A 20,554-nucleotide genomic window follows, 5' to 3' on the forward strand; every position below is an offset into this window, starting at 1 on the left:
GGCTTTCGCATGTTTGGAAGAGCACTGGTCCACGTGCTGGAATGCCTGAACTGCCCAATAGTCAAAGACGTACTCAGTGGTCGATGGCGATCTGGGCTCTGAGACACTGCGGCACGACGTAGGTGCCCGCCGCCGAGAGGTTGTTGGTCGAGTGAGGCGAAGCAAGAACGGTCCCGAGCCGCCCGCCCGGGGCAACTTCACCCCGCCGCCGCGCGGAGCGGCGCCCGCCCCTGTTGTGCCCGGCTCCGAGCCGACGGCCGCGCCCGCTCCGGGCGGCGGCCGTTTCTCGCCGCGCAACTGGCGTGTGACGACCCGGCTGAACGCGATCCTGCTCATACCCGTGGTGGTCGGCCTCGTCATGGGCGGCTTCCAGGTGAAGAGCTCGATCGACACCTGGCAGGAGGCCGAGGACGCGGCGAACACCGCGCGTCTGGTGCGGGCCTCCCTCACCTACGCCGACGCCCTCTACAACGAGCGTGACACCACCGCCGCTCCGCTGCTGCAGGGCAAGGGCGAGGACGACCCCACCGTGGTCGCCGCCCGCAAGCAGACCGACGAGGCCGCCGACGCCTTCGACGAGGCCGCGCAGAACATGCCGGCCAAGGCCGGCCTGGAGCGTCGCCTGGACCTGTTCCACAAGGTCGAGCCCAGCCTGGCCGCGGTGCGCCAGAACGCCTACACGTCCCGCCTCAAGGGTGTGCAGACGCAGGAGGGCTACGTCGCGATCGCCCACCCGCTGATGGAGTTCGCCAACGAGCTCGGTCTGGGCACGGGCAACATCACCAGCTACGGCCGTACCGTCTACGCCATCTCGCTGACCAAGGCCGCGCTCTCGCTGGAGCGGTCCATCGGTATGCAGCTCCTGGTGAAGCCGGGCCCCGGCAACGGCGACTTCGCCACCCAGCGCACCTCCCTCGCCTCGTACGCCTACCTCGAGCGCATCGCCATCGAGGAGTACAAGGGCGGTGGCACCCAGGCCGACGCGGACAAGCTGGAGGAGGCCAGGAAGCAGATCACGGCCGACGCCCAGGCCGCGGCCAAGGAGGCCCTGGCCCAGGACCCGAACTACAAGGCGCCGCCGTCCGACCCGACGAAGATGGTCGCGGCCGTCGCGGGCATGAAGTCGACCGCGGAGTCCGACCGTGCGCTGCTGGCCGCCCAGGGCATCACGCCGTCGAACTGGTTCGCGGTCAACACCCTCAAGTACAACGCCTACCGGACGATCGAGTCGGACCTCGCGGACACCGCGGTGAACGAGGCCGACGGCATCGCCGCCGACGCCAAGACCGAGGCGGTCATCACCGGTGCGGCGGTCGTGATCGCGCTGCTCGCCGCGTTCATCCTGGCCGGCATGGTGGCCCGCCAGATGAGCCGGTCGATGCGCCAGCTGCGCAACGCCGCCTTCGGTATCGCCGAGCAGCGTCTGCCGATGCTGGTCGACCAGCTGTCCCGTACCGACCCCGGCCGGGTCGACACCCGGGTCGCGGCGATCCCGATCACCTCCACCGACGAGATCGGCGAGGTCGCCCGCGCCTTCGACCAGGTCCACCGCGAGGCGGTCCGGCTCGCCTCCGAGCAGGCTCTGCTGCGGGGCAACATCAACGCGATCTTCACCAACCTGTCGCGCCGCAACCAGTCGCTGATCGAGGGCCAGCTGACCCTGATCACCGACCTGGAGAACAACGAGGCCGACCCGGACCAGCTGGAGAACCTCTTCAAGCTGGACCACCTGGCGACCCGTATGCGCCGCAACGGCGAGAACCTGCTGGTCCTCGCCGGCGAGGAGCCCGGCCGCCGCTGGGACCAGCCGGTCCCGCTGGTCGACGTGCTGCGCGCCGCCTCCTCCGAGGTGGAGCAGTACGAGCGCATCGAGATCTCCGGTGTGCCGGAGGCCGACATCCACGGCCGTGCCGTGACCGACCTCGTGCACCTGCTGGCCGAGCTGCTGGAGAACGCCACCACGTTCTCCTCCCCGCAGACCAAGGTCCGCGTCACCGCGACCCGTCTCCCCGACGGCCGCGTGATGGTCGAGATCCACGACAAGGGCATCGGCCTGACGGCCGAGGACTTCGCGGACATCAACCACAAGCTGGCCAACCCGCCGACCGTGGACGCCGCGATCTCGCAGCGCATGGGTCTGTTCGTGGTCGGCCGGCTGTCCGACCGGCACGGCATCCGGGTCCAGCTGCGCCCCTCCGGCGAGCAGGCCGGCACCACCTCGCTGGTCATGCTGCCGGACGCGATCACCCACGGTGGTGGTGGCGAAGGCACCATGGACCGCGAGGAGTTCACGGTCTCGCAGATCATCCCCGAGCAGCAGTTCCGGGGTGAGGACTTCGGCCAGCCGATGCGCACCGCCGCGGAGCTCGGCTTCGACGACACCCGCTACACCGAGGTCCCGGACGACATCCGCGAACTGGACCCGGTGGGCCGCTCCCTGCTGCGTGAGGGGCGCCGCGCGGCCCTGGAGGCGCAGGCCCACGGCCAGCCCGGCCAGGAGCCCGGCGGTGAGGCGGCCTACGCCGACTCCTTCGACCAGCAGACCGGCCAGCACGCCTACGACAACGGCCAGGGCGGCTACGCCGAGCAGACCGGCTACGGTCAGCAGCAGGCGTACGAGGAGCAGCAGCAGGCGTCGTACGAGGAGCCCTACTTCCCGCAGGACGGCGGGCTGCCGCAGAACGACGGTTTCCAGGCCGCCGGCGGCTACCCGGAGCCCGCGTATGCGGAGTCCGGCCAGAACGAGCACTCCGGAGTGGCGAACACCGCCCCGGAGAGCTACTCGGGCTTCGAAGAGCAGTCCTACCAGGGCGACTGGCAGCAGCAGGGCGGCTACCAGAACGGCTACCCGGACCAGTACGCTCCAGAAGCGGAATCTGTGCAGGCCCCTGACGCAAGTGAGCGGGACCGCGTAGGCTTCGACAGTCCGGGACCGGCCTCCTCCGCCGGCCACCAGCTGACCGACGCCGGGCTTCCCCGCCGCGGATCCACCGCGAGCGGCGCCACGGGCGGCGCGCAGCGCGTGCACCAGGAATCGCCGGCCCCCTCCCCGGAGAGCAACGGCGACAACGGCTGGCGCTCGGCGAACGACGAGCGGTGGCAGCAGGCCTCGCAGCTCCGGAAGCCCAAGGCGGGCGGAGTGACCTCCTCCGGTCTGCCGCGGCGGGTGCCCAAGGCCAATCTGGTCGAAGGCGCAGCGGAGTCGACTCCGCAGGGAGGCCCACAGGTCTCCCGCGCCCCCGAGGACGTCCGGGGCAGGCTGAGCAACCTGCGCCGGGGAGTGCAGCGGGGACGCACCGCAGGAAGTGAAACGAACGGCCAGGGCTTCGGTCCTGACAGCACCTACAACCAGGAGCGTTAGTGTGAGCCCGATGAGCCAGGCGGCACAGAACCTGAACTGGTTGATCACCAACTTCGTGGACAACACCCCCGGGGTGTCCCACACCGTGGTGGTCTCCGCCGACGGACTCCTTCTGGCGATGTCCGAAGGCTTTCCCCGCGACCGCGCCGACCAGCTCGCGGCCGTCGCCTCCGGTCTGACCTCACTGACCGCCGGCGCCTCACGCATCTTCGAGGGCGGCAGCGTGAACCAGACGGTTGTGGAGATGGAGCGAGGATTCCTCTTCATCATGTCCATCTCGGACGGGTCGTCCCTCGCGGTTCTGGCCCACCCGGAAGCGGACATCGGTCTCATTGGGTACGAGATGGCACTTCTCGTGGACCGCGCGGGCACGGTTCTGACCCCGGATCTCCGTGCGGAGCTCCAGGGCAGCCTTCTCAACTAACAGACAGACGGTGCGTTTTCGCGTCCCGGGGCCGTAAGGTTTCGGGACGCGGCTCCACAGGGATGGGTGCCCGGCGCAGTCGGAGGAGGAGAAAGTGGCAACACCCCCAGGCGGTTCGTCTTCGGGCAATTGGTCGTACGGCCCTGCCCAGGGCCAGAACGACGGTTCCCAGAACCGGTACAACTTCCCCTCCACCCCGAGCCACCGGCAGCCGTACGCGCCACAGGGTCCCGGCCCGGGCCAGTACGACCAGCCGCAGGCACCGCGTGTCCAGCCCGTGCAGCCGCAGCGCCGCACCCATGAGCCGGCGCCCGCCGGGGCGTCGAACAACCCCCTGGTGCGCCCGTACGCGATGACGGGCGGTCGCACCAGGCCGCGGTACCAGCTCGCCATCGAGGCGCTGGTGCACACCACCGCGGCTCCGCATCAGATGCAGGGCCAGTTGCCCGAGCATCAGCGGATCTGCAACCTCTGCCGTGAGATCAAGTCGGTAGCCGAGATCTCGGCTCTGCTCACGATCCCTCTCGGCGTGGCCAGGATCCTCGTCGCCGACTTGGCGGAGGCGGGACTGGTCGCCATCCATCAGCCCGGCGGCGACGAGAACGCCGGTGGCCAGCCAGACGTGACACTGCTCGAAAGGGTGCTCAGTGGACTTCGCAAGCTCTAGCGGCGGTCCTTCCCGCTCCACCACCTCCGCGAAGATCGTGGTGGCGGGCGGCTTCGGCGTGGGCAAGACCACGTTCGTCGGCGCCGTCTCGGAGATCAACCCGCTGCGCACGGAAGCCGTCATGACGTCTGCTTCGGCAGGCATCGACGACCTCACCCACACCGGGGACAAGACGACCACCACGGTCGCGATGGACTTCGGCCGTATCACCCTCGACCAGGACCTGATCCTGTACCTGTTCGGTACGCCCGGCCAGGACCGCTTCTGGTTCATGTGGGACGACCTGGTGCGCGGCGCCATCGGCGCCATCGTTCTCGTCGACACCCGGAGGCTCGCCGACTGCTTCCCGGCTGTCGACTACTTCGAGAACAGCGGACTGCCGTTCGTCATCGCCCTCAACGGCTTCGACGGCAACCAGCCGTACAACCCCGAAGAGGTGCGTGAGGCGCTGCAGATCGGGCCGGACACCCCGATCATCACCACCGACGCGCGGCACCGGGCGGACGCGAAGTCCGCTCTGATCACCCTGGTCGAGCACGCGCTGATGGCGCGCCTGCGCTAGCTGAACGGTTCTTGCGGCCACCGGGCTGCCTCGGACGGTTGTATGCCGTCCGAGGCAGCCCGTGGTCGTTCGCGCCCACGCGGCGGAGCCGCACACCGACACAGCCCCGCGCCCCCTGGAAAACGCGAAGGGCCCCTCCTTGCGGAGGGGCCCTTCGCGTTGCGGTCAGCGCCAGCTGTGCGGGGCGCGGAAGCCGGACTCGCGCTCCAGTCGGCGCCAGCCGGCGCGGACGCGGCCGTGGGCCGGGGCGATCTCGTCCGGGCGGGCGGCCGCGCGGGCCAGGAGGATCGCCGTGAGAGCGGCGACTTCCTCGGGCTCGGCGTGGCCCTTCTCAACACGGATGTCAGGCATGGACATACGACAGACTCCTCAGGGTCACTGCGGGGGGTTGCCGTGCTTGCGCGAAGGCAGGTCGGCGTGCTTGGTGTGCAGCATCGCCAGGGACTTGATCAGCACCTCGCGGGTCTCGGCGGGGTCGATGACGTCGTCGACCAGACCGCGCTCGGCCGCGTAGTACGGGTGCATCAGCTCGGACTTGTACTCCTTGACCATCCGCGCGCGCATCGCGTCGGGGTCGTCGGCCTCGGCGATCTGACGGCGGAAGATGACGTTGGCCGCGCCCTCCGCGCCCATCACCGCGATCTCGTTCGTGGGCCAGGCGTAGGTGAGGTCGGCGCCGATGGACTGGCTGTCCATCACGATGTAGGCACCTCCGTACGCCTTCCGCAGGATCAGGGAGATCCGGGGCACGGTGGCGTTGCAGTAGGCGTAGAGCAGCTTCGCGCCGTGCCGGATGATCCCTCCGTGCTCCTGGTCGACGCCGGGGAGGAACCCGGGGACGTCGAGGAAGGTCACGATCGGGATGTTAAAAGCGTCACACATCTGGACAAAGCGCGCAGCTTTTTCCGACGCCTCGATGTCCAGGACGCCCGCGAGCGTCTGCGGCTGGTTGGCGACGATGCCGACCACCTGGCCGTCCAGCCGGGCCAGCGCGCAGATGATGTTCCGCGCCCAGCGCTCGTGGACCTCCAGGTACTCGCCGTCGTCGACGATCTCCTCGATGACCTTGGCCATGTCGTACGGCCGGTTGCCGTCCGCCGGGACCAGGTCCAGGAGCACGTCGCTGCGGCGCTCGGCCGGGTCCGCGCTCTCCACCCTCGGGGGGTTCTCGCGGTTGTTCTGCGGGAGGAGCGAGAGGAGGTAGCGGACCTCCGCGATGCAGGTCTCCTCGTCGTCGTACGCGAAGTGGCAGACGCCGGAGGTCTCGGCGTGCACGTCCGCGCCGCCCAGGCCGTTCTGGGTGATCTCCTCGCCCGTCACCGCCTTGACCACGTCCGGGCCGGTGATGAACATCTGCGACGTGTCGCGGACCATGAAGACGAAGTCCGTCAGGGCCGGGCTGTACGCCGCGCCGCCCGCGCACGGGCCGAGCATCACGCTGATCTGCGGGATGACACCGGACGCCTTGGTGTTGCGCTGGAAGATGCCGCCGTAGCCGGCGAGGGCGGAGACGCCCTCCTGGATACGGGCGCCCGCGCCGTCGTTCAGGGAGACCAGGGGCGCGCCGGCCGCGATGGCCATGTCCATGATCTTGTGGATCTTCGTCGCGTGGGCCTCGCCCAGCGCGCCGCCGAAGATCCGGAAGTCATGGGCGTAGACGAAGACCGTGCGGCCCTCGACCGTGCCCCAGCCGGTGATGACACCGTCGGTGAACGGCTTCTTGGCCTCCAGGCCGAAGCCGGTCGCCCGGTGCCTGCGCAGCTGCTCGACCTCACGGAAGGACCCCGGGTCGAGGAGCAGTTCGATGCGCTCCCGGGCGGTCAGCTTGCCCTTGGCGTGCTGCGCCTCGGTCGCCTTCTCGCTCGGGCCCGCCAGTGCCTGCGCACGGATCTCGTGCAGCTCGGCCACCCGGCCGCGCGCGTCCGTCGGCTCACCCGTCGCCTCATCCAAAACGGTCATGTAGCGACCTTACGAAGGAGACCAAGGAAAGCGAGCCGTCGACTCCGTACAGTCTCCGGCTCGTTTTCCTGGTACCCCTGAACAGAACCACGGCCCTGTGCAGGCTTTCCAACTGTTCAGGGGGCCTGAGCGTTGTAGAGGTCACACAAAGTCGTCAGCCGAAAGACACCTCACATTCATGGGTGGCACATGCCATCCCTGGAGTGATGCGCAGGCTCAGCCGGCGGCCCGTGGCGAGGATCTCGACGCTGTCGTCGGCCCGGATCACCCCGCCCACCGGATGATCCCAGACGACCTCCAGCGGGGCACCGGTGCGGGGTGGTTCGCTCACGCAGAGGCGGGCCGTACGGCCGTGACGGCGCAGCAGCACGCTCGCGCCGCCCGACGCGGTGAGCGGACCGGCCGCCCCGGCCTGCCAGAAGTTCGCGGCCGTCAGCCCCAGGGACGGCACCGTCACCGCCTGGCGTACGGCGTCGTTGGCGAGGACCCTCAGCCAGCGGCGGTCGGCGGCGCGGGCGGCGACCGTACGGCGGGACGCGCCCGGCATGAGGACGTACAGGTAGCCGGCGTCGGCGGGGTCCGTGCCGTGGTCGAGCCAGAGGGTCTGCCAGCGCCGGGTGCGCCGCTCGGTCGTGCTGGTGGTGTTGATGTCGGACCAGGCGCCGGTGCGGTACTCGCGCAGTGCGCGGAGCGCGCCGTCGGGGACGAGCCAGCCGCCGTGGCCCTCCAGGTGCGCCCAGCCGGGGCCGCGGAGGAAGGTCTGGGTGCCGCCCTCCCCCAGGTTGCGGTTGTCGACGACGGTCTCGACCGGGACGCCGTCCGCGCAGCTGATGCCGGCGCCCAGGCAGACCACGGCGTCCGCGAGGAAGAACCACGACTTGCGGGCCTCCAGCGTCGACTCCAGGCCTTTCAGATGCTGGCCGACGGCCGCGTACTCGCCGTCGGTGGTGCCGCCCACCCAGCGGACGTCCGGTCTGGGCGCGCCCCACTCGCCGCCCGCGCGGTCCGGCAGCCGCTTGGTGGAGACCGTGGTGCCGGGCAGGCGGTACCAGTCGACGGTCGGCCAGTACCAGTCGGTGTACTGGTCGCCGAGGCCGGGCGCCCACCAGGAGAGCATTCCGGCGCCGGTGTGCCAGCCGCGCGGGTTCTCGCCGTTGCCGCACTCGTAGTACGCGATGCGGTCGTCGGCCATCGCGAGGCCGGCGGTGAAGGCGGGGCGGCGGTGGACGGCACGGTCCATGGCCGGGAAGAGGCGGTGCCCGACGGGTTCGGGGGCGGCCGGGACGGGCGCGGCGGCGACGGAGTGCAGCCGGGTCAGGTCGGCCACGTCGAACTGGCGTGCCGTCAGGATGGGACTCACCTCGTCCCGTTCGATCCAGCCCTTCACCGCCCCGTACCAGCGCTCCCGCTCGGCGGGGCTCGCGCCGAGGGCGAGCAGGGCGATCGCCGCGATGATGCCCTGCCCGTGGAAGTGGTCGCTGCGCAGCACCCGGCGTTCGTCGGCGGCCAGGTGGCCGCGGCTGATGGCCCGCCCGTTGACCATGTCCATCACCAGCCCGTCGTGGATCAGCGGGGCGTAGGCGCGTTCGACGCTGTCGAGGACGATCTGCCGGTTCGGGTCGGTGACCTCCCACTCGGAGCCCGCGAGCAGGGCGAACAGGCGGCCGAGGCCGTCGAGCATCACCTGGCCGTAGGTGCCGGAGTAGGCGACCCAGGTGTGCTGGACGAACGACCCGTCGGCGTACAGGCCGTCGCCGCGGGTGACGTACGGGAAGACCGGGGAGAGCGCGTCCCGGGCGAGCGCGAGGCGGTCCGGGGCGCGGCCCAGGATGCCGCGCAGCGCGACGGAGCGGCACAGGTCGACGCGGTTGGCGCCGGTGGAGGTGCCGGAGTAGTCGGCGAAGACCGAGTCCGGGACGAAGTGGTCGACGGCGGCGCAGGCGGTGGCGATCCGGGCGGCGCCCAGGTGGTCGTACAGCGCCGCCGTGATGTCCATCAGCAGGCGGGGGCTGCCGATCTGCCACTCCCACCAGTTGCCGTAGCGGGTGGTGCCGGGGTGGTAGACGGTGGCGGCGAGATGGTCGAGGCCGTGCAGGACGGCCGCGAGCAGGCCGGGATCGCCGGTGACGCCGGTCCCCGGCTGGACGTACGCCTGGGTCATGGTCCACAGGCGGCCGTAGCTTCGGGTGATGCCGGCGGGTGGGTCGAAAGGGGCGTCCGGCCACAGCGAGCCGGCCGCCGGCACCGCGGGCAGGGCGGCCCGGAAACGGCGGGCGAGCTCACCGGTCTCGGCGAGGCGGCCGGCGTAGGGTTCGGCGCCCGGGTCGTACCCGGCACCGAGCGCGAGCTCCAGCCAGCGACGGCGGAGCGCGTCGTACGGATCGTCGGCGACGGCGTGTGCGCGGGGCTGCGCGGCGGCGGCCGGGGCGAGGCCGGCGGTGGCAGTGGCGGCGGCCCCCAGAAGGACGGCTCTACGGCTCGGGAGAGCCCGGCGTGAAAACGTCATGCTCATGGCCTCTAGCAGGAGAGCGGGGGTGGGGGAAGCGGGGCGGAGAGGTGCCGGGGGCAGGGGGTGGGGCGGGGGTCGGCTGTCGGCTGTCGGGTGGGCTTGGGTAGGGCTCGGGCGGGGGTCGGCTGCTAGGCGGGCTTGAGCGGGGATCCGGCGAGGCTTGAGCAGGGATCGGGTGGCGCTCGGGCGGGGGTCGGCTGCCGGGCAGGCTTGAGCAGGGATCGGGCCGGGCTTGAGCGGGGCTCGGGCCGGGCCCTGGCAGGCCTTGAGCGGGGCGGGCTCGCAGAGCGGGGTGGGTGACTTGCCGGCACGACTCCGGTCGGGACGACTTGCGGGCGAGGCCCGAGCGGGGTGGCTCGCGGGCACGGCTGAGGCAGGGTTGCTTCGGGGCACGGCTCGGGCGGGAAGCGCGGCGGCTCGCGACCGGACTGAGCAGGGCGGCTCGCGGGCACGGCTCGGAGCGGGGTGACCTGCGGGCACGGCTCGGAGCGGGGCAGCTCGCAGGCTCGGCTCGGGCGGGATGACCCGCATGCGCGGCGGCGGGCCAGGGCGACTCGCAGGCGGGCCTGAACCGGGCGGCTCGCGGGCTCCGCTCGGGCGGGGCACCCGCAAACACGGCTCGCGCCGGGCGACTCGCAAGCTCGGGGCGGGCCAGACGCGGACTCGCGGCCTGAGCCAGGCGACTCGCGAACGCGGCGCAGGACAAGGGGCGACTCGCAGGCGGGCCTGAACCGGGCGGCTTGCAGGCTCGGGCCGGGTGACCGCAGGCACGGCTCGGGCCGGGGGCGGCTCACGGACGGGGCCCGACCCGGGCGGCCGGCAGGCCCGGGCCGGCGGGGCAATTCGCCGACTCCACTCGGGCGGGCGGCTTGGAAGCGTGGTGCCGGGCGGGGCTCATGTCGGCTCGGGCCGGGGCTTCGTTCAGCCGAAGCGGTTCAGTAGGCGGCGGTACAGCCACGGTGTGAGGCCGCGGACTCGGCCCGGCAGCGTCAGCCAGCCCGGTACGTAGACCTCGTCGCGCTTTCGGGCCACCGCATCCCAGACAGTGCGGGCGACGGTGGCCGGGGGGATGGGGCGTGGGCGGTCGCGGCGGTACGGGGTGCCGCGGCGGGCGAAGAACTCGGTGTCCACCGGGCCCGGCACCACCAGGGTGACCCCGACCCCGGTGCCGCGCAGCTCCTGCCGCAGTGCCTCGGCGAACGCGGCCAGCCCGGCCTTCGCCGCCGAGTACACGGCCTCCTCGCGCACCCCCACACAACCCGCCACCGACCCGATCAGCACCACCCGTCCCCGGCCGCGCGCCACCATCGCCGGCAGCACCTCCCGTACCAGATGCAGCGTGGCCACGAGATCCACGGCGAGGACACCGTCGATCACGTCGTGCGGCATGGCCGTGAACGGGCCCGCCCAGCCGATGCCCGCCCCGGCGACCAGTACGTCGATCCGCCCGGCCGTCTCCAGGGCCGACCGGGCGAGCAGCCGCGGACCGCCCGGAGCGGTGAGGTCGCCGGGCAGGACGTGGGCGGACGTGCCCGCGGCCGTCCGCGCCAGCCCCTCCCGGTCCCGCCCGCTCAGCAGCAGCTGCCAGCCGCCGTCGGCGAAGCGGCGTGCCGTGGCGGCGCCGATACCCGAGGACGCCCCGGTGACGAGGGCCACGGGCGTGTCGGGACGCGGCGGCTGGGGTTTCCGCGCCACGGACGGGGCGGGTACGGCACTCGCCCGGTGTTCGGAGGTGGAGCCGGTATGGGTCAAGGGTCGGTCTCCCTGCGCAGATCGGTCCGGTTTTCCGGACTCGTCCCCAGGACACCGCCGAAGGGGTGCCCGCCGCCACTTCCGCCGCCGTGCGCCGCCCCGGCTCACCCGAACCGGTACCCCGCCCGGCGGAACCACCCCTGAGGGCCGCGCGGTGCCGCCAGGCGGCGGTACGGGCGGTGCGCCGCGCGGCCGGGCCGGGATACGAAGGGAGAGCCCCCGGAGGTGACCATGCGTCTGCTGCTCGTCCACCCCAGCGCCCTGATGTACTCGGAGATCTTCCTGCGCCTGGAGCCCCTGGGCCTGGAACGGGTGGCGGCCGCGGCACGCGACGCCGGTCACGACGTACGAGTCGTGGACCTCCAGGTCCTCGGCCGGGACCGGCTGCGCGCCGAGGTGCGGTCCTTCCGGCCCGAGGCGCTGGGCATCTCGCTGAACTACCTCGCCAACATCCCCGAGGCCATCGAACTGGCCGCGCACGTCAAGCGGGCCGTACCGGGCTGTTTCGTCTTCCTCGGCGGGCACAGCGTGTCGTTCGTCGCCGAGGAGGTGCTGGAGCAGGCGGAGGGCGCGGTCGACGCGGTGGTGCGCGGCGAGGGGGAACCGGCGGTCGGCCCGCTGCTGGAGGCGGTGCGCCACGGCGGCCTCGACGGTGTGCCGGGGATCGTCACCTCGGCGGGACGCGGCCCCGCGCCACTGATGCTGCACAGCATCGACGCGCCGCTGCCGGCCCGCGACCTGATGCGCAGCCGACGCCGCTACTTCATCGGCGAACTCGACCCGTGCGCCTCCATCGAGTTCACCCGCGGCTGTCCCTGGGACTGTTCGTTCTGCTCCGCGTGGACGTTCTACGGCCGCAGTTACCGCAGGGCCTCCCCCGAGGCGGCGGCCGCCGAACTCGCGGCGATCCGCGAGCCGAACGTGTTCATCGTCGACGACGTGGCCTTCATCCGGCCGGAACACGGCGACGCGATCGCCGCGGCGGTGGAGCGGCGGCGGATCCGCAAGCGGTACTACCTGGAGACCCGCGCCGATGTGCTGCTGCGCCACCCCGAGGTGTTCGAGCGGTGGGCGCGGCTCGGGCTGAAGTACATGTTCCTCGGCATGGAGGCGATCGACGCGGAGGGCCTGGACCTGTTCCGCAAGCGGATCAGCCCGGACGAGAACATCAAGGCGCTGCGGACCGCGCGGCGGATGGGCATCGCGGTCGCCATCAACCTGATCGTCGACCCGGCGTGGGACGAGGAACGGTTCCGGGTGGTGCGGGAGTTCGCGCTGGCCGTGCCGGAGATCGTGCACTTCACCGTGATGACGCCGTACCCCGGCACCGAGATCTGGCACACCGAGTCGCGCCGCCTCACCACGCGCGACTACCGGCTGTTCGACATCCAGCACGCCGTCGTGCCGACGACGCTGCCGCTGGAGCGGTTCTACGAGGAGCTGGTGCGCACCCAGGCCGTGATCAACCGCAAGCACCTGGGGCTGCGCACCGCGTTCGGCGCGGCCCGCGTGCTCGGCCGCAACCTGCTGCACGGGCAGACCAACTTCGCCCGCATGCTGTGGAAGTTCAACCAGGTGTACAACCCGCGGCGGCAGCTCGCCGACCACGCCATGCCGGTGCGGTACGAGCTGCCGCTGCCGCAGCGCATCGACGTCGGCGACCGGCGCAAGCTGTACGTGCACACGCGGAGCCGGGAGACCACCGAGTAGCACCGCCGCCGGGAGGGGCTGTTCGAACGATGCCGATCGCCGTGCTCGCCGCGCTCGCCGCCGGCGCGTGCTTCGCCGCGGCGGGGCTGCTGCAGCAGTGGGCCGCGGGTGCCCGCCCGGACACCGAGGCGTTGCGGCTGCGGCTGCTGGGCGGGCTGGTGCGTGACCCCTGGTGGCTGTGCGGCATCGGGCTGGCGGTGCTGGCGTACGGATTCCAGTCGCTGGCGCTGGCGTTCGGGCCGCTCAGTCTCGTCCAGCCGCTGATCGTCGCCGAGTTGGTGTTCGCGGTGCCGCTGTCGGCGCGGCTGCACCGGATGCGGCTGGGGCGCCGGGAGTGGCTGGGCACGGCCGCGGTGGCGGTCGGGCTCGCGGTGGCGCTGGCGTCGGCCCGGCCGCACGGGGGCCGGCCGGCGGCGGCGAGCGTGCAGCAGTGGCTGCTGCTCCTCGGCGCCACGGCCGCCGTCGTCTGCGCCGCGCCGGCCGCCGCCCGCCGGCTGACGGGGCCCTGGCGGGCCTCCGCCACGGCCCTCGCCGCCGGGGTGGTCATGGGCACGCAGTCGGTCCTGCTCGCCGCGACCGTGGACCGTCTGCGCCACGGCCTCGGCGCGGCGCTGACCGCCTGGCAGACGTACGCGCTGGTGGTGGCCTCCCTCTGCGGTCTGCTCCTCATCCAGACCGCCTTCCAGCAGGGTCCGCTCGCCGCGAGCATGACGGTCCTCGACGCGACGGAGCCGGTGGTCGCGGTGACCGTCGGCACGGTCGTCTTCGGCGAGACGATCACCACCGGCTGGCCGGTCAGCGCCGTCACCGTGACCGCGCTGCTGCTGGTGTGCGCGGGCATCGCGGGCCTGGACTCGTCACCGGTGGTGGCGGCACTGCACGAGCGAAAGGGGAGGGCGGCGCCGTAAGGGCAGGGGGTCGGTGATCGGGGCGGTGGGCGCGGGTGCGTTTTGGCGGGGACGACGGCCGGTCACTGCCGGTCGGGTGCGGGGGTGGCCCGGTGGGTGCGGGCGTGGGGGTGGAGCCAGGCGGGGAGCAGGTCCTCTGTCAGGACGCGGTCCCAGGACGGGTGGGTCTCGCGGGCCGTGGTCGCCGCGCGGTGGCGTACGGCGGTGAGGCGGGCCGGGTCGTCGAGGAGGCCGGTCAGGGCGGCGGCCCATGCTTCGGGAGTGTCGTCGTGGACGACGATGCCGTCCTCGCCGGGTGCGGTCAGCCACTGGGTGGTGGCGGCGCCCTCGGGGAGGACGACGGCGAGGCCGCCGGCCATGGCTTCGGCGACGGCGTTGCCGCAGGTCTCGGTGCGGGAGGGGAAGGCGAAGACGTCGCAGGCGGCGTAGACGGCCGCCAGGCGGTCCTGCGGGAGGGGGCCGAGCAGGGTGGCGTCGGCGCCGAGGGACCGCCGTACCGGTGCGGCGTCCACGCCCGCGCCCGCCAGCACCAGGTGAACGGGCCGCCCCGCCGCCCGCACCCGGCGCACGCTCTCGGCCAGCAGCGGCAGTCCCTTGGTCGCGTCCAGCCGGCCGGCGAACAGGACCAGCGGGCGGTCCGCCGGGACGCCGTACGCGCGGGCCAGCCGGGTCCGGGCGGTGGGGTCGGGGTGGAAGCGGGCGTGGTCGACGCCCCGGCGCAGCAGGGCGACGCGGTCCGCGCCGACGACGGGGGCCAGTTCGGCGCAGCCCGCCGGGGTGGCGGCGAGGACGCGTTCGCAGGCGTCGAGCAGGCGGTCCCGGCGCCGCCGTAGCCGGCGTTCGGCGCCGCGCGCGAGCAGGGTGCCCGCAGCGGGCAGCCGGCGGTCGGCGAGGTAGCGGGCGTAGACCGCGGCGAGGGCGGGGACGTCGGTGTGCACGGAGGCCACCAGGCGGGGCGCGGGCCCGCCGCCGCGGGCGGCACGGTGGGCGAGCCGGACGGCGGTGGTGGCATAGGCGAAGCCGTGGGTGAGGTGCCAGACGTCGTGGCGGGGCAGCAGCGCGGCGAGCCGCGGGTGGTGCGGGGCGAGGTCGGTCACGTCCTCCGCGCCGCGCGCCGAGACCAGCGTGGTGGAGGCGAGCACCGGCCGGAGCGTGATCAGGCGGACCCGCGGGGACAGGGGCTCGACGTGTTCGCGGGAGCCCAGGAAGTAGACGGTGAGGTCGAGGTGGGGCGCGGCGTCCGGAAGCCGGGCCGCGCTCTCCGCGAAGCGTTCCCAGCACTTGACGTGGCCGCCCGAGGTGCCGCTCCGCACCAGTTCGACCAGTACCGCGACCGACAGCACGGTGGGCGGGTACCACTCGCGGGGGCGGCCCAACCGCCGGCCCGATCGCCGGTCCGATCACCGGCCCGATCTCGGTACGTCCGCGACACGCCCACGACATGTTCCCGATGATGTTGAAACTTGAACGGAATAGGTCTACGGTGGGTTTCGTTCAGCTCGTTGAACATTAAACATTCCGTCCCCAAGGAGTGAGAACGCCATGACCCTGGACCTGGCCACCCTGACCGGCGACTACACCATCGACCCCGCCCACACGACCATCGGCTTCGTCGCCCGCCACGCCATGGTCACGAACGTCAAGGGCAAGTTCCTCGACTTCACCGGCTCGCTGCACCTCGACGGCTCCGAGCCGTCCAACTCCACCGCGACCATCGACGTCAGGATGGACAGCATCGACACCGGCAACGCCGACCGCGACGGTCACCTGAAGAGCGCCGACTTCTTCAAGACCGACGAGTTCCCCGCCATGACCTTCCGCTCCACCAAGGCGGAGTCCCTGGGCGGCGACGACTACCGCATCACCGGCGACCTGTCGATCCTCGGCGTCACCAAGCCGATCACCATCGACCTGGAGTTCAACGGCGCCGCGAAGGACCCGTTCGGCAACGAGCGCGTCGGCTTCGAGGGCAAGACGACGATCCTGCGCTCCGAGTGGGGCCTGACCTGGAACGCCGCGCTGGAGACCGGCGGCTTCCTGGTGTCGGACAAGATCAAGCTGAACTTCGACATCTCGGCGATCAAGAACGCCTGAGCCGACGGCTCCGCCGTCCCCCCGAGAGCGCCCGCCCTCCCCTGCCCCCGCGGGGAGGGCGGGCGCTCGCCTGTTCTCATCCGAGGTCATACGGGCACGGCAGGCCGCGCACAGGACGGGATTCGACCTGGTGGGCGGCCCGGTTGTCGCGGCATCATGGCCGGATGACCGCAGACTCCCGGCCGGGCCGCCCCGCGTGGGTCGTCGTGGCCACCTACGAGATCCACTACGGCCGTCCCCACCCCCTGACCGCCGTCCACGCCTGACTGCGGGAGCGCGGCATCGACTGGATGCCGTTCCCGCCCGACGACGTCCGCTGGGACCGCGTCTGTGCGCCCGGGGCCGACGGCCGGTGGCGGGCCTGGGTCACCGTCACCGTGGCGGCGTCGGCACTGTGGCGGCTCGGACTCCATCCCGAACAGCCGACGGCGGCGGTGGACGGGCCGTCGCCGCCCCGCTGGTGGCATGCCGCGGGCGAGCGGTACGTGCGCGGGGCCGGACGCTGGAACGGCAGGTAGCGGGGCGCGGGTAAATGCGGTGCGCGGTACGCGGCGGCGTGGTTGGCTCCGGCCATGACCTGGCTGCCGCATGACTTCGTCCACCCCGTCCACGTCGAGATACCGGACGGCGGGGGCCATCGGCTGCGTCCGATCAGCGGGGCGGACGCGCCGCTCGACTACCCGGCCGTGATGGGCTCCCGGGAGCGGCTGTGGACGGTCTTCGGGCCGGCCTGGGGCTGGCCGCCGGCCACGATGTCGTACGAGGCGAACCGCGCGGACCTGGAACGGCACGCCGCCGAGATCGAGGCCCACGAGTCGTTCAACTACACCGTCGAGAACGCGGACCGCACCGCCCTGCGCGGCTGCGTCTACATCGATCCGCCGGAGAAGCGCGGCGCCGACGCGGAGATCTCCTGGTGGGTGGTGGACGACGAGGTCGGGGGTGCGCTGGAGCGCGCGCTGAACGCGTTCGTGCCGCGCTGGATCGCCGAGGACTGGCCGTTCGAGGCGCCCCGGTTCATCGGCCGGGACCTGACGTGGGAGGAGTGGCTGCGACTGCCCGACCACGGGTGAGCGGCGCCCTCCCGGGCCCGGAGCCCGACGCGTTCAGAAGCCGCCGCCGAAGTCGCCTCCCCCGCCGAAGTCGCCGCCGCCTCCGAAGTCGCCGCCGCCCCAGCCGCCGCTGAAGTCGTCGGTGTTGAAGTCGGCGCCGGAGACGTCGCCGCCCTCGTAACCGTTGAAGTCGCCGTAACCCGTGCCGTAGTCGGCCGCGTAGGACGGGGTGGCCATCATGCTGCCGAGCAGGGTGCCGACCAGCAGGCCGGGGAGGATGCCGCCGCCGAAGTAGCCGCCCGCCCAGGGGCCGTAGGCGGGGCCCGCGTCCCAGTACGGACGGCGGCCGTAGTCGGTGTCGACCTCGCGGATCGCGGGGTCGCGCCCGTCGGCCAGCCGGGCTTCGTCGGCGGCGCACACCGGAACCTCGCGGGTGGCGCCGGCCTCCGGCGTCCAGGTGGCGTCGGCGACGGACGGGCCGTGGCGGGGGTCGAAGAAGCAGGGCGGGCGGCGTTCGGGCAGCGGCCGGCCCTCACGGCGGGCGGCGAGCCGGGCGAGCGCGAACCGGCCGTCCTCCAGGGACTCGGTGACCGGGCGCACGTCCTCCGGTCTGCGGGCCGCCTCCATCTGGGCTTTCGCCCGGTCGTAGGCGTCCAGGGCGCGTTCGAAGTCGGCGCGCATCGCGTCGTCGGCGCCGGGTTCGGCGGGCCGGAAGTCGAGGCGGTCGAGTTCCTCGCCGAAGGCGGTGATGTCCTCGTCGACCACCACGCGCAGCTTGTCCAGCGCGGCCCGTTGCTCCTCCTCGTGGCGGCGCCGGTTGCGGCGGACGAGGGTGTACGCGCCGACGCCGCCGGCCGCCAGGACGGCGCCGGTGGTGATCAGCGCGGCGGTGGAGACGCCGTCGGTGCCGGTGGACCCCCAGGAGGCGGGGGCGGAGCCGCCGAGGCCGCCGCGCAGGGCGTCGTCGACGAAGTCGTTCAGCTGGGCCTTGGCGTCGCCGCTGTCCTGCACGGCGGCGACCAGGTTGGACACGCCCTGCCGGCTCAGCACGCTGCTGTCGGCGCGCGCGTCGAAGCGGTCGCCGAGCCGGACTCCGTACAGACCGGTGATGCCGGTCTCGGTGCGGAGGTTGCGGAACAGGTTGTCCGTCGGCTGGTCGGCGGGCAGGACCGCTATGAGGACGGGTTTGTCCGCGTCCTCGATCTTGTCCGCGAGCGCTTCGGCGTCCGCCTCGGACAGCACGTCGGAGGCGGCCGGGTCGACGTAGACGGGGCTCTCCCGCAGGGCTTGGGCGACCTCGGAGATGTCGGTGGCCGCGTGCGCGCCGGGCGCACCGGCCGACAGCACCGCCAGCGCGGCGGTGACCGGCACGATCAGCAGGCGTACGAAGGTACGCATCATCGCGGCCCTCATATGTTCGAAGCTACCCGAAACCGGCACATATTGACATCGGCCCGGGAGGCGGACCCCGAGGCGGGCCTTCCTGGAGGCGGTGCCCGGTCGGGGCGGCACTTGGCATGGACCTTTCCACAGCTCTCGTGGTTCACTCACTCCCACCGTTCAATCACGCCTTAGATCACGGCGTGATTTATCCGAGGGCCCGTTGTCTTCACGGAAGGACGACGCACCATGAGGAGATCCCCCACCCGCGCGCTCCGGCTGCTGCCGGCCGCGCTGCTCTCCGCGGTCGGCCTCACCGCCGCCGGTCTCACCGCGGCGGCCCCCGCCGCGCACGCGGCCGGCGAGCAGGTGAACGTCTGGCTGACCACCACCGACGACACCGCCGGCCGGCATGTCGTGCGCGGCCTCCAGGCGCAGACCCCGTTCGCCTTCCAGGCCGGGACCGGCGGCGGCGGTGAGAACATCTCCGTCGACGAGAACACCCGCTACCAGACCTTCACCGGCGGCGGCGCCTCCTTCACCGACACCGCGGCCTGGCTGATGGACGGCAGCGGGGCGCTGTCGCAGGCCACCCGGGACGCGACGATGCGCAAGCTGTTCTCCCCCACGGAGGGCATCGGTCTGTCGTTCCTGCGCAACCCGATGGGCGGCTCGGACCTCGCCCGGTTCGGCTACACCTACGACGACGTGCCCGCCGGGCAGACCGACCCGGACCTGTCCGAGTTCTCGATCGCCCACGACCTCCAGGACGTCGTGCCGCTGACAAGGCAGGCGCGTCAGCTCAACCCGGCGCTCACCGTGATGGCCTCGCCGTGGACCGCGCCCGCCTGGATGAAGGACAGCGGACAGCTGAACGGCGGCTGGCTGAAGGCGGAGCACTACGGAACGTACGCCTCGTACTTCGTGAAGTACCTCCAGGCCTACCGGGACCAGGGCGTCCCCGTCGCCTACGTGACCGCGCAGAACGAGCCGACGTGCTGCGCGGGCTACCCCTCGATGAGCTGGAACGCGAGCGGGCTGGCCTACTTCACCAAGAACGAGCTGCTGCCCAAGCTCCAGGCGGCGGGCCTGCCGACGAAGGTGCTGGCGCACGACTGGAACTGGGACACCTACGACGCCTACGCGGCCCAGACCGTCGACGACCCGGCGGTGCGTTCGCACCCCAACTTCGGCGGCATCGCCTGGCACGGCTACGGCGGGGACGTCGCCAAGCAGACGGCCGTGCACGACCGCCATCCGCAGCTGGACGCGTTCGGCACCGAGCACTCGGGCGGCACCTGGATCGCCGACCAGCAGCGCGAGGACATGATGAACATCATCGACTACACCCGCAACTGGGCGAAGTCGGTGACGAAGTGGTCCCTGGCCGTGGACCAGAACCGGGGCCCGCACAACGGCGGCTGCGGGATCTGCGACGGGCTGATCACCGTGCACAACGGGGACGCGCGGCACGGCCAGGTCGACTTCACGATCGAGTACTACACGATGGGCCACCTGACGAAGTTCGTCCGGCCCGGCGCCCACCGGATCGCCTCGACGGCGTCGGCGGCCGTCCCCAACGTGGCGTGGCGCAACCCGGACGGCTCCAAGGCCCTGATCGCCTACAACCCGTCCTCGTCGGCCCGCACGGTCACCGTCAACTGGGGCTCACAGCACGCCACTTACTCCCTGCCGGGCAGGACCTCCGCGACCTTCACCTGGTCCGGCACGCAGTCCGGCGGCGGCGACCGGTCGGGCGCGTTCGTCGGTCTCGCGGGCAAGTGCCTGGACGTGGCCGGCGGTTCGGCCGCCGACGGCACGCCGGTGCAGCTCCACGACTGCAACGGCACCGCCGCGCAGCAGTGGACGGTCCGCGCCGACGGCTCCGTCCAGGCGCTCGGCAAGTGCCTGGACGTGACCTCCGGCTCGACCGCGGACGGGGCGAAGGTACAGCTCTACGACTGCAACGGCACGGGCGCCCAGCGCTGGTCGTACAACGCGGCGACCGGCGACGTGGTGAACCTCGCCGCCGACAGGTGCCTGGACGTGACGGACCAGTCCTCGGCGAACGGCGCCCGCGCGCAGATCTGGAGCTGCACGGGCGCCGCCAACCAGAAGTGGAGCCTGCGGTGACGGCCCAGGCGTAGGGCCGGCCGGGGAGTGGAGGGGAGGCGCG

At 72.4% G+C, this 20,554-nt stretch carries 16 protein-coding genes; 10 read left to right on the forward strand and 6 right to left on the reverse strand.

The annotated features are described in order from the left end of the window. The first annotated feature begins 151 nt into the window (after positions 1 to 151). From ACSU6L_RS11205 to ACSU6L_RS11220, 4 genes are all read left to right on the forward strand, one after another. On the forward strand, positions 152 to 3,361 hold the full coding sequence (locus ACSU6L_RS11205; protein ID WP_437055965.1) for a nitrate- and nitrite sensing domain-containing protein: 3,210 nt from the start codon (positions 152 to 154) through the stop codon (positions 3,359 to 3,361). Positions 3,362 to 3,371: 10 nt separating this feature from the next. After that, positions 3,372 to 3,785: a roadblock/LC7 domain-containing protein gene (locus ACSU6L_RS11210; protein WP_004983065.1), complete on the forward strand. Its 414-nt coding sequence runs from the start codon at positions 3,372 to 3,374 to the stop codon at positions 3,783 to 3,785. A gap of 94 nt (positions 3,786 to 3,879) precedes the next feature. Then, the gene (locus ACSU6L_RS11215) at positions 3,880 to 4,452 is read left to right on the forward strand and encodes a DUF742 domain-containing protein (RefSeq protein WP_437055967.1); all 573 of its coding nucleotides are present in this window, start codon (positions 3,880 to 3,882) and stop codon (positions 4,450 to 4,452) included. After that, a complete protein-coding gene (locus ACSU6L_RS11220; RefSeq protein ID WP_046729246.1) occupies positions 4,433 to 5,014 on the forward strand; it encodes a GTP-binding protein in 582 nt (193 codons plus the stop codon). The genes ACSU6L_RS11215 and ACSU6L_RS11220 overlap by 20 nt, the downstream gene beginning before the upstream one ends. 165 nt (positions 5,015 to 5,179) lie before the next feature. On the opposite strand, the gene ACSU6L_RS11225 is transcribed toward ACSU6L_RS11220, so the two are convergent. The 4 genes from ACSU6L_RS11225 to ACSU6L_RS11240 all read right to left on the reverse strand — a co-directional run bounded on the left by ACSU6L_RS11225 (position 5,180) and on the right by ACSU6L_RS11240 (position 11,234). Beyond that, a complete protein-coding gene (locus ACSU6L_RS11225; RefSeq protein WP_437055969.1) occupies positions 5,180 to 5,371 on the reverse strand; it encodes an acyl-CoA carboxylase epsilon subunit in 192 nt (63 codons plus the stop codon). Between the two features lie 18 nt (positions 5,372 to 5,389). After that, complete coding sequence (locus ACSU6L_RS11230; protein ID WP_365507910.1) at positions 5,390 to 6,973, reverse strand: acyl-CoA carboxylase subunit beta; 1,584 nt, start codon at positions 6,971 to 6,973, stop codon at positions 5,390 to 5,392. A gap of 154 nt (positions 6,974 to 7,127) precedes the next feature. Next, positions 7,128 to 9,485 (reverse strand): polysaccharide lyase 8 family protein, encoded by a 2,358-nt coding sequence (locus tag ACSU6L_RS11235; RefSeq protein ID WP_437055972.1) that lies wholly within the window; start codon positions 9,483 to 9,485, stop codon positions 7,128 to 7,130. A gap of 918 nt (positions 9,486 to 10,403) precedes the next feature. Then, positions 10,404 to 11,234 (reverse strand): SDR family NAD(P)-dependent oxidoreductase, encoded by an 831-nt coding sequence (locus ACSU6L_RS11240; RefSeq protein WP_437055974.1) that lies wholly within the window; start codon positions 11,232 to 11,234, stop codon positions 10,404 to 10,406. Positions 11,235 to 11,465: 231 nt separating this feature from the next. Between ACSU6L_RS11240 and hpnR the strand changes: the two genes are divergently transcribed. Beyond that, a complete protein-coding gene (hpnR, locus tag ACSU6L_RS11245; RefSeq protein ID WP_437064852.1) occupies positions 11,466 to 12,944 on the forward strand; it encodes a hopanoid C-3 methylase HpnR in 1,479 nt (492 codons plus the stop codon). Between the two features lie 29 nt (positions 12,945 to 12,973). Then, positions 12,974 to 13,852, forward strand: a complete 879-nt coding sequence (locus tag ACSU6L_RS11250) for a DMT family transporter (RefSeq protein WP_437055976.1) — start codon at positions 12,974 to 12,976, stop codon at positions 13,850 to 13,852. 62 nt (positions 13,853 to 13,914) lie between these two features. On the opposite strand, the gene ACSU6L_RS11255 is transcribed toward ACSU6L_RS11250, so the two are convergent. Next, entirely contained in the window at positions 13,915 to 15,195 is a 1,281-nt protein-coding gene (locus ACSU6L_RS11255; RefSeq protein WP_437055978.1) for a glycosyltransferase, read from the reverse strand. A gap of 199 nt (positions 15,196 to 15,394) precedes the next feature. Between ACSU6L_RS11255 and ACSU6L_RS11260 the strand changes: the two genes are divergently transcribed. From ACSU6L_RS11260 to ACSU6L_RS11270, 3 genes are all read left to right on the forward strand, one after another. Continuing rightward, the gene (locus ACSU6L_RS11260; RefSeq protein ID WP_437055980.1) at positions 15,395 to 15,946 is read left to right on the forward strand and encodes a YceI family protein; all 552 of its coding nucleotides are present in this window, start codon (positions 15,395 to 15,397) and stop codon (positions 15,944 to 15,946) included. A gap of 290 nt (positions 15,947 to 16,236) precedes the next feature. Continuing rightward, entirely contained in the window at positions 16,237 to 16,464 is a 228-nt protein-coding gene (locus ACSU6L_RS11265; protein ID WP_437055982.1) for a hypothetical protein, read from the forward strand. Positions 16,465 to 16,518: 54 nt separating this feature from the next. Continuing rightward, the gene (locus ACSU6L_RS11270) at positions 16,519 to 17,019 is read left to right on the forward strand and encodes a GNAT family N-acetyltransferase (protein WP_437055983.1); all 501 of its coding nucleotides are present in this window, start codon (positions 16,519 to 16,521) and stop codon (positions 17,017 to 17,019) included. 33 nt (positions 17,020 to 17,052) lie between these two features. On the opposite strand, the gene ACSU6L_RS11275 is transcribed toward ACSU6L_RS11270, so the two are convergent. Beyond that, positions 17,053 to 18,411 (reverse strand): hypothetical protein, encoded by a 1,359-nt coding sequence (locus ACSU6L_RS11275; RefSeq protein ID WP_437055985.1) that lies wholly within the window; start codon positions 18,409 to 18,411, stop codon positions 17,053 to 17,055. A 216-nt stretch (positions 18,412 to 18,627) separates the two neighbouring features. On the opposite strand from ACSU6L_RS11275, the gene ACSU6L_RS11280 reads away from it, so the two are divergent. After that, complete coding sequence (locus ACSU6L_RS11280; RefSeq protein ID WP_437055987.1) at positions 18,628 to 20,511, forward strand: ricin-type beta-trefoil lectin domain protein; 1,884 nt, start codon at positions 18,628 to 18,630, stop codon at positions 20,509 to 20,511. Positions 20,512 to 20,554 lie beyond the last annotated feature (43 nt).

The sequence above is a fragment of the Streptomyces sp. enrichment culture genome (genome assembly GCF_964272855.1).
Classification (GTDB): Bacteria; Actinomycetota; Actinomycetes; order Streptomycetales; family Streptomycetaceae; genus Streptomyces.

What these genes read in the sequence shown, in the direction of transcription:
- ACSU6L_RS11210 (WP_004983065.1), top strand. Translation starts at nt 3,372, where the DNA reads ATGAGCCAGGCGGCACAGAACCTGAACTGGTTGATCACCAACTTCGTG.
- ACSU6L_RS11225 (WP_437055969.1), bottom strand. Translation starts at nt 5,371, where the DNA reads ATGTCCATGCCTGACATCCGTGTTGAGAAGGGCCACGCCGAGCCCGAG.
- ACSU6L_RS11230 (WP_365507910.1), bottom strand. Translation starts at nt 6,973, where the DNA reads ATGACCGTTTTGGATGAGGCGACGGGTGAGCCGACGGACGCGCGCGGC.
- ACSU6L_RS11235 (WP_437055972.1), bottom strand. Translation starts at nt 9,485, where the DNA reads ATGAGCATGACGTTTTCACGCCGGGCTCTCCCGAGCCGTAGAGCCGTC.
- hpnR (WP_437064852.1), top strand. Translation starts at nt 11,466, where the DNA reads ATGCGTCTGCTGCTCGTCCACCCCAGCGCCCTGATGTACTCGGAGATC.
- ACSU6L_RS11250 (WP_437055976.1), top strand. Translation starts at nt 12,974, where the DNA reads ATGCCGATCGCCGTGCTCGCCGCGCTCGCCGCCGGCGCGTGCTTCGCC.
- ACSU6L_RS11260 (WP_437055980.1), top strand. Translation starts at nt 15,395, where the DNA reads ATGACCCTGGACCTGGCCACCCTGACCGGCGACTACACCATCGACCCC.
- ACSU6L_RS11265 (WP_437055982.1), top strand. Translation starts at nt 16,237, where the DNA reads ATGCCGTTCCCGCCCGACGACGTCCGCTGGGACCGCGTCTGTGCGCCC.
- ACSU6L_RS11270 (WP_437055983.1), top strand. Translation starts at nt 16,519, where the DNA reads ATGACCTGGCTGCCGCATGACTTCGTCCACCCCGTCCACGTCGAGATA.
- ACSU6L_RS11275 (WP_437055985.1), bottom strand. Translation starts at nt 18,411, where the DNA reads ATGAGGGCCGCGATGATGCGTACCTTCGTACGCCTGCTGATCGTGCCG.
- ACSU6L_RS11280 (WP_437055987.1), top strand. Translation starts at nt 18,628, where the DNA reads ATGAGGAGATCCCCCACCCGCGCGCTCCGGCTGCTGCCGGCCGCGCTG.